The following is a 13,484-nucleotide window of genomic DNA, read 5'->3' on the forward strand; positions in this document are numbered from 1 at the left end:
TCTCCTTTATCTTATTTTATCATGGCGGGATGAGAGATTTCTATTGCACAATACCGTTTCGAATGGCAAAAACGACTGCCTGTGTCCGGTCTTGGGCGTTACATTTTTGCAGGATGCGGTGCACGTGGGTTTTCACCGTGCTTTCGCTGACGAAAAGCTTTTTAGCAATCTCTTCATTTCTCAACCCATAGGCCATTTGCTGAAGAACCTCGAGCTCTCTTTTGGTAAACGGCTCTGCCAGTTCTTCGGCTTGAGTCTGTTGCTTCGAGCGAAATGTCTCACTGATAATTTTAGCAGCTGTGGCCGTACGGAAAATCGCTTCGCCTCTGGCCGCGGCGCGAATGGCGTCTATCAATTCTTCAGGAAGCGTATCTTTCAGCAAATAGCCGACTGCACCCGCACGGATGCCTTCAAATACATATTCTTCCGTGTCGAAGGTGGTTAAAATGACAATCTTTGTATATGGGAGTGTAGACATAATGTCTTTTGCCGCTTCGATGCCTGAGCAATGCGGCATTTGGACATCCATGAGGATGACGTCGGGTTTTGTTTGCTTTGCCAGTGCAATGATGCCGTGACCGTCGCCGGCCTCACCGGAAACCGTCATATCCGGCTGTGCGTTGATGACATAGCGGAATCCTTCGCGCACTAGCGGCTGATCATCGGCAAGTGCGACGCGTATTTTATCTTTGTTCATCTTTTTGCTCCTTATTCGTTGTCATGAGCGGCAATGCCAGCTCAATTTGCAGGCCGCTCGGCTGCACAGTGCTGAGGGACAGGGAACCGCCTGCTTTTTCAGCGCGCTCTTTCATTCCTGTCAGGCCAAATCCATAAGTAAGATTGCCGGTGAATTGTCCGTCGTCGGTGATTGTGACATAGAGATGGGTCTCGTCGTTAGATATGACGGCAGCCGCATGGGAAGCGTGAGCGTGACGAATGATATTGGTCAGCGCTTCCTGCAAGATGCGATAAATCGTCTCACTTACGTTTTGAGGCCAAGACTCTTCTGACAGGCCGGCAGTGTCTAAAGAAACGTGCAAGCCGCTCCGTTCCTCCACTTGATGGATAAGCCCCCGCAAAGCGGTAAGGCCAACCATGGATTCACTTCGTCCCATTTGGTGAACGACAGACCGTACTTCTTGAAGGCATTCTCTGGCGACACTCAGTACATTTTGAATGACTTTTTCTGAATCCTCCTTGCTGCTTTTCAGGATATAGGGAAGAGATTGAAGCTGAACAATCACAGAAGTCAGCTCATGGCCGATGCTGTCATGAATGTCGCGGGCGATTCTTGTGCGCTCCTCAAGGACCGCGTACCTTAAAGAAAGAACAGAAGCCTCCTGCAGCTCTGCGTGCGCTTTCTGGAGTTCTTCATGCGCCTGCTCCAGCTGCAAGTGCATTTTCGCTAATTCAGCATGATTCCGTTCAGCCTCTTTTCTGGCTTCCCGTCTGAAACGCATGGAGGAGAAGAATACGTACAGTCCGACCATGATCGAGATGTTACTGATGATATCGTCCCAGCTACTGTCAAAAACAGTGTACAGAAAGAAAACGTTTCCCCCAATTAGGCATATTGTAAAAATCAAGGACAGCCGTGCAGGAAGCTTTATGGCCGCATAAACCATTAAAAAGACGATTAAGAAAAAGGCGGCTCCCTGCTCTTGGCCGGAAACAGCCCAAAGAAAAACGGTCAGGAGCCAAAGACCGACGAATATGCTGAAATTAACAGCAGCGGATGCCACATAGGGAATGATCCACACGAATGCTAAGTACACCGTAAACACAAACGCTAACAAAATGGGATCAGCTTCGGATGGGTGAGATAAACATTGTATGCAATTCAATATGAGAATAAGGCTCGGCACAAATTTCTTGTAGTGCCGAGCCGAAGATTGTCGGTTCATGCTGGTCCTTCTTTCGGTTATTGAATCGATACTTTGCCTGCGGTCAGCCGTCTGTATGCTTTGTAAAGCATGAGGTTACGGGCTGTGATAGTGCCGAGGGGAATGAAGAACATAGAATGAATAATGGCAATAAAAATCTCGTTGCTCTCTGGCAGCCATATTCTCGCAGCCATACGCAAAGAAAGTATCACTAGAATGAGGATAACACTTCCAAGTGAGCCGCGTGAAGTAACCTTTCCGGTTTCTGGATGAATCCGCACGTTTACCATCTTCCCGATGCCAAACCCGCAGGACAGTCCAATCAGTAATAAGATGCCGCTGATCGCCACGTGTAAAACAGAATGAAAATATGAAGGCTGAAAAGATGCTGATACGCCCCATAACAGCAGCAGCGGAATGATCAGCAATTTCACGGGTTTTACCGTTCTTTCTCGATACATCGATAAAATAATAAGAATAAAGACAATAAAAATATAAGGGCTCATCGCCATGTCATCAAATCCTTTCTGTATGAAGCATAGCGAAAATTGCAAAAGAAAACGTCAACCGGCAGATTGATTTTTCAGCTGCTATACTTGTTCGCGCTGCATAAAGTCATGTAACATGGCGTGAAAATGCTGAATGTCCTCTATATGATTGCCTACAAAAAATATGAAGAAACTATTAATAAACAATTAAACTTCTTAAAAATGGATGTAGGCCAGTTCTAAACACTATATAATAATATCAGGTCATTTTTTAGGAGGGTTTACATCATGGCAATACTTGTTACAGGCGGTGCCGGGTACATCGGAAGCCACACATGTGTGGAGTTATTGAACAGCGGCTATGAGATTGTCGTTCTTGATAATCTGTCCAACAGCTCGGCTGAGGCGCTGAACCGCGTCAAGGAGATTACGGGAAAAGATTTAACGTTCTATGAAGCGGATCTATTGGATCGGCAAGCGGTAGATTCCGTTTTTGCGGAAAATGAAATTGAAGCTGTGATTCATTTTGCGGGGTTAAAAGCAGTCGGTGAATCTGTGGCGATTCCGCTCAAATATTATCATAACAATCTGACAGGAACGTTTATTTTATGTGAGGTCATGGAGAAATACGGCGTCAAAAAAATCGTATTCAGTTCGTCTGCGACGGTGTACGGCGTTCCGGAAACATCACCGATTACGGAGGATTTTCCATTAGGTGCGACAAATCCTTATGGGCAGACGAAGCTCATGCTTGAACAAATTTTGCGTGATTTGCATACAGCCGACAATGAATGGAGCGTTGCGCTGCTTCGTTACTTTAATCCGTTCGGCGCGCATCCAAGCGGACGGATCGGTGAAGACCCGAACGGCATTCCGAATAACCTCATGCCGTATGTGGCGCAGGTGGCTGTCGGCAAGCTTGAGCAACTAAGCGTATTCGGAAATGACTATCCGACAAAAGACGGGACAGGCGTACGTGATTATATTCACGTCGTTGATCTTGCAGAAGGCCACGTCAAAGCGCTGGAAAAAGTATTGAACGCCACAGGAGCCGACGCATACAACCTCGGAACAGGCACAGGCTACAGCGTGCTTGAAATGGTCAAAGCCTTTGAAAAAGTGTCAGGGAAAGAGGTTCCTTACCGTTTTGCGGACCGCCGTCCTGGAGACATTGCGACCTGCTTCGCAGATCCTGCAAAAGCCAAGCGGGAACTGGGCTGGGAAGCGAAACGAGGCCTTGAGGAAATGTGTGCTGATTCTTGGAGATGGCAGTCTTCTAATGTGAATGGGTATAAGAGTGCGGAATAAGAATAGAGGCCTTCTCAACAGAGAAGGCCTTTTTTAGAGAAAAAGGGCGCCTGCTAAGGCACCCTTTTCAGCTATTATTTGATTTTCACAATAACATCATTACTGAATTTGAGCTTCCAAGTTCCTTTAGCGTAAGCATCCTTGTCCACTTCGAATGCTTTCACATCTGTTACTTTAATATTAGGATTTAGATCACTTAATATTTTAGAGTTGTCAACTTTTGTCTCAGTTGCATAGGTCGAAGAAGCATCGATATCGGAATCATAAGAAGTGCCATCGCCATCAACTAATTTAACAGTTGGAATTGAAAAAGAACTTATCGGCTTTTTAGATACGTTTTTAATTGTATATTGAACAGCTACGATAGTGCCTCCATCAGACGCTTTCTTTTCAATGTATTGAGTGCCGACAGAATCTCTGTCCTCTACTTTCGTAACCGTTACTTCAGTTTTTTCAGTTTTTACAGTATCACCGATATTGTATGTTTTTTCAGTTTCTGCTTTGCTGCTGCTTGATGTTTTGGAAGTGGCTTCTGAACCGCCTCCGCCGCCAATGTTAGCAATAATAATGATAACAACAACTGCGAGAATAAACGTAATGATCTTATGTCGCATAAAAAAGTTACGTTGATCCTTACCACAGTTAGGACATTTTTTTACACCCTTTGCAATTTCTTGACCGCAAGCTTTACAGGGTACTAGTTTTCCTGCCATTATATTTCCTCCTATGTAATTAAATGTACAAAACATATGTACTATAATGCCTATATTATTTCACTTAGTCAATATAAAATTATGAATTTCTTATAATTATTATCATTTATAGTTAATTTTACTTGTAAAATATATGCTATTTTTCTTATCGGTCATATCTATTATTTGTTAATAAATAAATCGCTTTTTCTTGTAGCCCATCTGAATAAATCTCCGCGAATACCCCTTGAATCAATTCGAACCGTCCCTTATAATGCTAATATTGGAAAGTAAACAAGATATGATAAAAAACAGTGGTTTTCTAGGGTTCCGCAATGCAAATTGGTCTGTGACCGAGAGAAAACACATAACAGCCTGGCTGTTATGACACGGTGGGATAAAAGCCCAGGAGTTTCTGCTCTTTTGCGAGAGCGTACTCCTGGGTTTTTTTGTTGATACTATCTGGAGAAGGAGTGTTTTGTGATGAAAAAGAAAATGCTTGATGTGCTGATGCTTGTGATTGGTGCTTTTTTCTTCGCGCTTGCAGTGAATTTGTTTGCGATTCCCAATGACCTTGGGGAAGGCGGGGTCACTGGGATTACGCTGATTTTGTATTATGTGTTTCAATGGTCTCCCGGAGTAACGAACTTTATCTTAAATGCATTTCTGCTTTTAATCGGCTACAAGTTTCTAGACGGTAAAACCACTGTCTATACCATCATTGCCGTAGCGGCGAATTCGCTTTTTCTCCATCTGACACACGGGTGGAGTATTCCGTCTAATGAATTGATCATTAATACGATTTTCGCGGGTGTATTTGCGGGAGTCGGTATTGGCATGATTATTCGTGTCGGCGGCACGACCGCCGGTTCTGCGATTCTGGCCAGAATCGCTAATAAATATTTAGACTGGAATATCAGCTACGCGTTATTGTTTTTTGATTTAATCGTGGTATTTAGCTCTTATTTTATTATTGGTGCGGAAAAAATGATGTTTACGATCGTGATGCTGTATATCGGAACGAAAGTGATGGACTTCATTATTGAAGGATTGAATACGAAAAAAGCCATTACGGTCATTTCGGAAAATAAGAGTGAGATTGCAGAGCAGGTGAATACCTTGATGGATCGGGGTGTCACGATTTTATCAGGGAAGGGAAACTATACGGGCCAGTCGAAAGAGATTTTGTATATCGTCATTAACAAACAGGAGCTGTCCATGCTGAAGAAAATCATCAGAAGCTGCGACAAAAAAGCGTTTGTGATCGTCCATGACGTACGCGATGTGTTTGGTGAAGGGTTTGTTGATATATCTAAATAATGAGAATCCCTCTGCACTTGAAGCAGAGGGATTTGTTCGTTTAGAACGGATATTTGCGGTATTGCTTCTGTATCGAAATCCATTTCGTCACGGTAAATTCCTCGACCACCCAAGGATTTCCGAAGCGGCCGACACCGCTTGCTTTGTTTCCGCCAAAGGCTATATTCGGCGAGTCATTAACGGACTGGTCGTTGACATGGGTCATGCCGCTGTCAATTTGCAGGGCAAACTTTTCGCCTTTTTCTAAATCAGAAGTGAAAACAGCCGAGCTGAGGCCGTATTCTGTATCATTTGCCATATCAATCGCTTCCTGATCGCTGGAGGCTTTGATAATGGTGGCAATCGGGGCAAACAGCTCCGTTTGGGCAATTTTGCTGTTGTTGTCTGCACCGACAAAGACATACGGTGTGAGCACGTTTCCGACGCGTTTTCCTTCAACCGCAAGCTCAATTCCGTCTGCCTTTGCCTGCTCAATGATCTCCAGTGCTTTTTCGATTTGGCGTTCGTTGATCAGCGGACCGACAACGGTTTTCGGATCGGTTTGATCGCCGTACGGAAGCTGTTTGACACGGGCGGTGAATTTTTCAACAAACTCATCGTACACATCTTGATGAACGATGATCCTGTTGATAATCATGCAGATTTGTCCTTGGTGAATAAATTTCCCGAAAATCGCGGCGTCTACAGCACGATCGACATCTGCGTCTGATAGGACGGCAAATGGGTTGTTGCCGCCGAGCTCAAGGGCCATTCGCTTGAAGTTACGCCCAGCGATTTCACCGATGTGACGCCCGACTGCGGTTGATCCCGTAAAGCTGATTAATTTCGGGATTGGATTGGTCAGCATGCCGTCCCCGATTTCCTTTAAGTCCGTCAACATGACGTTGAGGACACCCGCAGGAAGGCCGGCGTGTTCAAATGCTTTTGCAATGATGGTTCCGCCGGAAAGAGCGGTTTGAATATCTGGCTTGTGAACAACACTGTTTCCCAGCGCAATCGCAGGTGCAATCGTTCTCATTGATAAATTCATTGGAAAATTAAATGGAGAAATCGATGAAATCACGCCGAGCGGAAGGCGGTAAATCTTATTGATTTTTCCTTCAATGTTTGATGGAACCTCTTTGACGCCGCCCAACTCGCCGGTATACGTCATGGCTTCATCTAAAATTGCAATGGTTTGCTCAAGCTCGATCGTTGCTTTAATGATCGTTCCGCCGGTTTCGCGGGAGATCATCATGATGATGTCATCACGGTTTTCCTGTAAATAGCCGCGCGCTTTTTGCAGGACTGCTTTTCGGTCTTCTGTTGTGCTCTTGGCCCACTCTTTTTGCGCCTGCTGTGCAATGTCAAAAGCATCCTCCAGCTGTTTGCTTGTTGCCAACGATACTGTTGTAATCACAGACTGGTCATACGGATTCAAAATGTTCTCCGTACGCCCGCTTTCTCCTTCTGTCCATTTTCCGTTGATAAAACTTTTGTTTAACGTTTCTAAACCCATTCATAATCATCCTCCTTTGGTCCTGCATATCCTCTTCTATTTCCGCTGAAGCCAATATGTAAACGAACGAGGTTTCCCTTTCAGTTTCTCGTCTGTCTATGCCGGATATACTCTTTTTTATTGGAGAACCTTGCATTTCGCCTTATACTAAATATACAGATCCTTACATGAGAGAGGAGACCATATGAAATCTCTGCTGGATATTTATCCCGGTTCGATTGTGTCTGATGAGCTTTGCGTAAAGGAAGATTGTCTATGCTTTTTTGATGAGAACAGTCAGAGATATATCTCCATTCCGAAAACGGAAATTAGCGAAAAAGAGACATTGCTGCTGCAGTCATTTTTGACGCCTGCGGATGAGGTCAATCAAATGTCTTTGAAGTCGCCGGAGGAAAACAAGTGGTTTGCGTTTCTTTTTTCTAAAGGGGAAGTGCCGGCGAACATAAAAAAGCGGACGAGATTTGTTCATTTTCATTTAATTGGCAAAATGGAGCGGGCGTCCTTTGCGGAAGCCGTCCGCCATTTTTGGCCGGTTCCTTTTGTGATTGTGTGGATGCATGAGGACAGAGGCGTGATTGTCGAGCAGGAAAGTGAAGCGGCGGCGGGGAAAGACGAACTGGAATCACTCGCTAAAGTTCTTGAGAGTGATTTCTACTTCAGTGTCCGTTTTTATGCCGGGAGATTTTATGAGCCGGATGAGAATCTGCGAACACATTACGCCCGTGAACAGACGTATTTCCTGTTTGCTGAAAAACGGCTGCCTCAGGTGCAGAGTGTGACCTTTGAGATGATTTTTCCTTTTTTATTATTAGAAGCAGAAAAAGAAAAGCTGGAAACGCTGCTCTCTGAAGAAGCTCAGCTTTTATTTGGAAATGAATCTGAGCTGAGGAAGACAATCAAGCTCTTTATTGAAAACAACTCAAACGTAACGTTAACGGCGAAAAAGCTGCATCTGCACCGCAACAGCCTGCAATATCGAATTGATAAATTTATTGAGCGGTCAGGGATAGACATTAAAACGTATAAAGGCGCGCTGCTCGCCTATTTTATCTGCCTGCAAAGCGAAGTTTCAGAATAAATTGGAAATATGCACGAAAAATGGCTGGCTGATTTTATGAACGCTGCCCATTCCAGCGATATGAAAAAGCTGTTACACTCAAATTAAGAAAGCGTTTACAATAACAAAGGGGGATGCTAGATGGCTGAATTGCGGATGGAGCACATTTATAAATATTATGATCAGAAGGAAGCGGCTGTTGATGACTTTAACCTTCACATTGCCGATAAGGAATTTATCGTATTCGTCGGCCCGTCAGGCTGCGGGAAATCAACAACGCTGCGGATGGTTGCAGGGCTTGAGGAAATTTCGAAAGGCGATTTTTATATTGAAGGAAAACGGGTAAATGATGTAGCGCCAAAGGACAGGGATATCGCGATGGTATTTCAAAACTACGCGCTCTATCCGCATATGACAGTCTACGATAATATCGCATTCGGGCTGAAGCTTCGAAAAATGCCGAAGCCAGAAATCAAAAAAAGGGTAGAAGAAGCCGCTAAAATTCTCGGGCTGGAGGAATATTTGCACCGCAAACCGAAAGCGCTGTCAGGCGGGCAGAGACAGCGGGTCGCACTTGGACGGGCAATCGTGCGGGATGCAAAGGTGTTCCTGATGGATGAGCCTTTGTCGAATCTGGATGCGAAGCTGAGGGTGCAAATGCGGGCGGAAATCATTAAGCTCCATCAGAGGCTGCAAACCACAACGATTTACGTGACACATGACCAGACAGAAGCGCTGACGATGGCGACACGGATCGTGGTCATGAAAGACGGAAAAATCCAGCAGATCGGGACGCCGAAGGATGTATACGAATTCCCTGAAAACGTATTTGTCGGCGGATTTATCGGATCACCAGCGATGAACTTTTTCAAAGGAAAGCTGACGGACGGCGTAATCAAAATCGGTTCTGCAGCATTAACCGTGCCGGAAGGAAAAATGAAGGTGCTGCGTGAAAAGGGCTACATTGGCAAAGAAGTCATCTTCGGGATCCGTCCTGAGGATATTCATGATGAATTAATTGTCGTAGAATCGTATAAGAACTCTTCGATTAAAGCGAAAATCAATGTCGCAGAGCTGCTCGGTTCTGAAATCATGATTTATTCGCAGATTGATAATCAAGACTTTATTGCGCGGATCGACGCCCGTCTCGATATTCAATCAGGTGATGAGCTGACGGTTGCGTTTGATATGAATAAAGGACATTTCTTTGACAGTGAGACAGAAGTGAGAATTCGTTAAGTTCAAAAACCGGACATGGAGACATGTCCGGTTTTTTTGTGTTCTCTTAAAGGTTTACAGAAAAAACCGCAGGGGGTAGTGGTTGGTAAGAAAGGGGAGATCGTGATGTGGCATGCGGCAATGTGGGGCGGGATCTCCGGCTCTGCAGTATTGCTGGGCGCGCTGGCGTCCATGTTTTTTTCGATTCGCAAACAGATCATCGGCTATATTATGGCGTTTGGCACAGGCGTCTTAATTGGCGCTGCCGCTTACGAGCTTCTTGGGGATGCAGTGGCAGAAGGCGGAATTGTGTCGACAGGCGCCGGATTTATTGCGGGGGCAGTCGTTTTTACAGTTTTTGATTACGCGGTTTTCAAAAGAGGCGCGTCACAAAGAAAAAGATCGGGACAAGCAGCTGCCGGCGGAGGAGGAATCGCCATTTTTATCGGCACCATCATGGATGCTGTTCCGGAATCGATTATGATTGGCGCCAGCCTTCTCGAAGAACAATCGGTCAGCTTCCTTTTGGTGATTGCCATCTTTATCAGCAACATACCTGAAGGGCTGTCCAGTACAGCAGGAATGAAAAACAGCGGGTATTCCAGAACAAAAATTATGCTGCTTTGGGCTGCGGTGTTCGTGATTTCGATTCTCGCATCATGGTCAGGATATTTCTTTCTCGACGGTGCTTCTGAAGAAGTGATGTCAGCAATCGCAGCGTTTGCGGGCGGGGGCATCATTGCAATGATTGCTTCGACGATGATGCCCGAGGCGTACGAAGACAGCGGTCCGATGACAGGTTTGATCGCTGCACTTGGCCTGTTAACCTCGCTGGTTTTGAATCAGTTTTCTTAAATGTGAGCCGGTCATGCTTCCATGTCCGGTTTTTTTGCTTGAAAATCTCAGAAACAAACCGATGAAAAAGGAGGAAGAAATAGACAGAAAGCAGGAGAACGATGAAACGATTGATTTTAAGCGCCTTTCTTTTAGGCGGCTGCTTTGCTCTCGCGGCTTGCGCTGATCAAGAGGCAAACGCGGAGCAGCAGATGCCGAAAGCAGAACAAAAGAAACCGGAAGAAAAGACAGTACATATTCAGAAAAAAGAAGACGATACATCCGCATGGATTAAAACAGAGAAACCGGCAAAGCTGCCGATTTTGATGTATCATAGCATTTCCTCAGGAAACAGCCTCCGTGTCCCGAAGAAAGAATTCGAAGCACATATGAAGTGGCTGCTCGATAACGGCTATCAGACATTAACGCCGAAAGAGGCGTATCTCATGCTGACGCAGGATAAAAAGCCGAGTGAGAAATGCGTGCTGATCACGTTTGATGACGGATACACAGACAATTATCAAGACGCGTATCCGGTGCTGAAGAAGTACGGGATGAGGGCGACGATTTTTATGATCGGCAAATCGATCGGACATAAACATCATCTGACAGAGGACCAAATGAAAGAAATGGCGAAGCATGGCATATCGATTGAAAGCCATACGATTGACCACCTTGAGCTGAACGGGTTAACGCCTGAACAGCAGCACAGTGAGATGGCTGATTCGAAAAAACTGTTTGACGGCATGTTTCATCAGCAAACCTCTATCATCAGTTATCCGGTGGGGCGCTACAATGAGGATACGCTAAAGGCCGCCAAAGAAACGGGCTATCAAATGGGCGTGACGACAGAACCGGGCGTGGCATCGAGAGACCAGGGAATGTACGCCCTCCATCGCGTGCGCGTGTCCCCGGGCATGTCAGGCGCATCTTTTGGCGCGTATATCGAGTCGATGAAATAAAAAAGGAGGCGCTCAATCGCCTCCGCCGCCACAGCCGGAATCGCTGAAACTTCCGTCACTGCCGCATCCATCATGATGCGAGCCATGATCTGAATAACCGAAAAACCCGCTGTCCGCCTGCTGCCGGCTTTTGTTTTCCAAGGGCTGCGGCTGAATGACTGAAAGAAAAACGATAATAGCTACAATCAATAAGATGATCACAATCATTTCTGGTCACTCCCTTTTTTCACCATATCTGTTATACGGATGAAACGCTGATCGGTTTCACTTCAAAGAGATCGATTCTTTCAGCCGGTCTCTGAGCCAGCGCATGAGGCAGGAACTTGCAAAAATACGGACAGCAAAAAAGCAAGCTCTTTCGTTTTACAAAGAACTTGCTTGCGGTGTATCAATAAAACTGATGAAGCAGCAATAAGGTTAAGGACACTGTAATCGCTCCCCCGATTCGGGTAGACACCTGGGCGAATGGCATTAGCTCAAGTCTTTCTGCGGCGCTTAAAATGGCGACGTCCCCGGTGCCGCCTTGTCCTGAATGGCACGCATTGATAATGGCGGTTTCAATCGGATACATGTTCAGCCATTTTCCGGTGAAAAAGCCGACGGCCATCATGGTCACAACGACAGACAGAATCGTAATGATATTGCTGAGGTTGAAGGCAGCGACAAGCTTGTCCCACGGCGTCATAGACACGCCGATCGCAAAAAGCAGCGGGTAGGTTACAGCGGTTGAAAAGAAGCGGGACACCCCAAACGCGCCATTTTCAATTGAGGCAGGCACCAATCTGAACAGCTTAATCAGGACAGCCAGTAACAGCATGGCAACCGGTGCCGGAAATCCGAAAAAGTCGTGGGCGAGCATGCCGACTAAGTATAAAGAAACAGCAAGGATACCGCCTGATGCAAATAAAGAAAGGTTGAACATTTGCTGGCCGCTTTGTGATTCCTCCAGCGCAGGGGACACTTCTTCAGATCGGTCCACTTTGCCGTTGCCTGTCCATTCCGGTTTTTTCTTTCCGATTCTGTTCAGCAATCCCGCTAGAATGATCGCGCACAGGCTGCCCAGCATGATCGACGGCAGAACAAGTGCAAACGCTTCCCCTTGAGACATGGGCATGATGTCAGAATAACCGATGGACAGCGGGATAGCGCCTTCTCCGACTCCTCCTGCCATGATCGGAATGACAATGTAGAGCAGTGTATGCTGAAATCCGAGTCCGAGCAATGTGCCGACAGCCAGTCCGACAATAGCGGCCGCGACAGAACCGGCAATAAGCGGAATAAAGATTTTCATGAATGCTTTTACGAGTGTTTCTCTTTTCATGCCGAGGATGCTTCCCACGACAATTCCTGCGATAAACAAGTATAGAAAGTTTGAGTTTTCTGTAAATTCTGTGGTGGATTTGACGATATCATGAGGCAGCAGGTGATAGTAGACGACAGCGGACGGAATAAAAGTAGCTAGGATGGCCGGGCCGCCGATAGAACGAACAATCGGTATCGATTTGCCGATTTGGGCAAAGGTGAACCCGAAAAATGCCATGACGGCAATGGATGTCAAGATGTCACTTTTTACATCGTGATGCATAACAAAAACAGTGATTAATATAAACAGCAAGGCATACACAGGAAGCGGTATGATGCCTACTTTTATATTCATGGCTCTCGCAAACCAATTCTCTTTTCGAACCCCTTCGTGAATTGTATCCGTTTGCAATTGCATTTGTGTTTGAAGCTCTCCCATTGAAAAACCTCCCCTATTCTTGATGCAGTGAAATTGTTCACTACGTTAAGTATACTAAAAAATTGAAATTATTAATATATTAAAAATTTACTATTCAACTTTTCACTTCATCACGTTACTGATGAAAAGAGGCATTCTGACTAAAATCGATCTGTGACAGAATGCTGAGAAACGAGTGCTGGTGCCGGACAAGCATTTTATTCGCAAGGAACGATGTGTTGATGTACGATAATAAAGGGTCATTTATCCTAGCAGCCGTCATAAATCAGCAACGAAATAGACAATAATCCGTCACATCATTCAGGACTTTTTAGGTATTTTGGGCTTTATTTTTGAAATGAATCGTTGTAAAGTACTTAATATGAACCAGTCAGAGATTGTGTCATTTGGTCAGTCTGGCAATCTTGCATCATATTGAACGACTTTTTGACACATTTGTGAAATATTGAACAATATTTTTTTCGTCTATTTTGTGAATTACTG

General features: G+C 45.3%; 13 protein-coding genes and 1 riboswitch. Of the genes, 6 read left to right on the top strand and 7 right to left on the bottom strand.

Translation table 11 applies throughout. The features are described 5' to 3' along the window. Window positions 1-40: 40 nt before the first annotated feature. The 3 genes from yxjL to KHQ79_RS13515 are packed head-to-tail and all read right to left on the bottom strand — an operon-like array spanning window position 41 to window position 2,395. A complete protein-coding gene (gene yxjL, locus KHQ79_RS13505; protein WP_003236185.1) occupies window positions 41-697 on the bottom strand; it encodes a two-component system response regulator YxJL in 657 nt (218 codons plus the stop codon). Then, entirely contained in the window at window positions 684-1,904 is a 1,221-nt protein-coding gene (locus KHQ79_RS13510; RefSeq protein ID WP_225515590.1) for a sensor histidine kinase, read from the bottom strand. The genes yxjL and KHQ79_RS13510 overlap by 14 nt, the downstream gene beginning before the upstream one ends. 17 nt (window positions 1,905-1,921) lie before the next feature. Then, complete coding sequence (locus KHQ79_RS13515) at window positions 1,922-2,395, bottom strand: DUF1453 domain-containing protein (protein WP_225515592.1); 474 nt, start codon at window positions 2,393-2,395, stop codon at window positions 1,922-1,924. A gap of 264 nt (window positions 2,396-2,659) precedes the next feature. Between KHQ79_RS13515 and galE the strand changes: the two genes are divergently transcribed. After that, window positions 2,660-3,679: a UDP-glucose 4-epimerase GalE gene (gene galE, locus KHQ79_RS13520; RefSeq protein WP_225515594.1), complete on the top strand. Its 1,020-nt coding sequence runs from the start codon at window positions 2,660-2,662 to the stop codon at window positions 3,677-3,679. A gap of 74 nt (window positions 3,680-3,753) precedes the next feature. On the opposite strand, the gene KHQ79_RS13525 is transcribed toward galE, so the two are convergent. Beyond that, a complete protein-coding gene (locus KHQ79_RS13525) occupies window positions 3,754-4,293 on the bottom strand; it encodes a DUF4352 domain-containing protein (RefSeq protein ID WP_119914626.1) in 540 nt (179 codons plus the stop codon). Window positions 4,294-4,682: 389 nt separating this feature from the next. Next, window positions 4,683-4,785: riboswitch (guanidine-I (ykkC/yxkD leader) on the top strand. A 69-nt stretch (window positions 4,786-4,854) separates the two neighbouring features. On the opposite strand from KHQ79_RS13525, the gene KHQ79_RS13530 reads away from it, so the two are divergent. Beyond that, window positions 4,855-5,691: a YitT family protein gene (locus KHQ79_RS13530; RefSeq protein ID WP_003236173.1), complete on the top strand. Its 837-nt coding sequence runs from the start codon at window positions 4,855-4,857 to the stop codon at window positions 5,689-5,691. 40 nt (window positions 5,692-5,731) lie between these two features. Here the strand turns inward: KHQ79_RS13530 and KHQ79_RS13535 are convergent, their stop codons facing one another. Then, window positions 5,732-7,189: an aldehyde dehydrogenase family protein gene (locus tag KHQ79_RS13535; protein ID WP_225515596.1), complete on the bottom strand. Its 1,458-nt coding sequence runs from the start codon at window positions 7,187-7,189 to the stop codon at window positions 5,732-5,734. 184 nt (window positions 7,190-7,373) lie between these two features. Here KHQ79_RS13535 and KHQ79_RS13540 point away from each other — a divergent pair, with 184 nt between their 5' ends. The 4 genes from KHQ79_RS13540 to KHQ79_RS13555 all read left to right on the top strand — a co-directional run bounded on the left by KHQ79_RS13540 (window position 7,374) and on the right by KHQ79_RS13555 (window position 11,260). Then, window positions 7,374-8,267 carry a PucR family transcriptional regulator gene (locus tag KHQ79_RS13540; RefSeq protein ID WP_003236169.1) on the top strand — a complete coding sequence of 298 codons (894 nt, stop codon included), beginning with the start codon at window positions 7,374-7,376 and terminating at the stop codon, window positions 8,265-8,267. A gap of 120 nt (window positions 8,268-8,387) precedes the next feature. Continuing rightward, complete coding sequence (gene msmX, locus KHQ79_RS13545; protein WP_003236167.1) at window positions 8,388-9,485, top strand: maltodextrin ABC transporter ATP-binding protein MsmX; 1,098 nt, start codon at window positions 8,388-8,390, stop codon at window positions 9,483-9,485. 105 nt (window positions 9,486-9,590) lie between these two features. Further along, window positions 9,591-10,319 carry a ZIP family metal transporter gene (locus tag KHQ79_RS13550; protein ID WP_225515598.1) on the top strand — a complete coding sequence of 243 codons (729 nt, stop codon included), beginning with the start codon at window positions 9,591-9,593 and terminating at the stop codon, window positions 10,317-10,319. A 101-nt stretch (window positions 10,320-10,420) separates the two neighbouring features. Then, on the top strand, window positions 10,421-11,260 hold the full coding sequence (locus tag KHQ79_RS13555) for a polysaccharide deacetylase family protein (RefSeq protein ID WP_225515600.1): 840 nt from the start codon (window positions 10,421-10,423) through the stop codon (window positions 11,258-11,260). A 12-nt stretch (window positions 11,261-11,272) separates the two neighbouring features. On the opposite strand, the gene KHQ79_RS13560 is transcribed toward KHQ79_RS13555, so the two are convergent. Together KHQ79_RS13560 and cimH are read right to left on the bottom strand one after the other, a co-directional pair. Then, the gene (locus KHQ79_RS13560; RefSeq protein ID WP_225515602.1) at window positions 11,273-11,467 is read right to left on the bottom strand and encodes a hypothetical protein; all 195 of its coding nucleotides are present in this window, start codon (window positions 11,465-11,467) and stop codon (window positions 11,273-11,275) included. A gap of 181 nt (window positions 11,468-11,648) precedes the next feature. After that, window positions 11,649-13,001, bottom strand: coding sequence for a citrate/malate transporter CimH (gene cimH, locus KHQ79_RS13565; protein ID WP_100275301.1), 1,353 nt, complete (start codon window positions 12,999-13,001; stop codon window positions 11,649-11,651). Window positions 13,002-13,484: the final 483 nt, after the last annotated feature.

It is taken from the genome of Bacillus sp. TSO22 (assembly GCF_020223595.1).
Classification (GTDB): domain Bacteria; phylum Bacillota; class Bacilli; order Bacillales; family Bacillaceae; genus Bacillus; species Bacillus inaquosorum.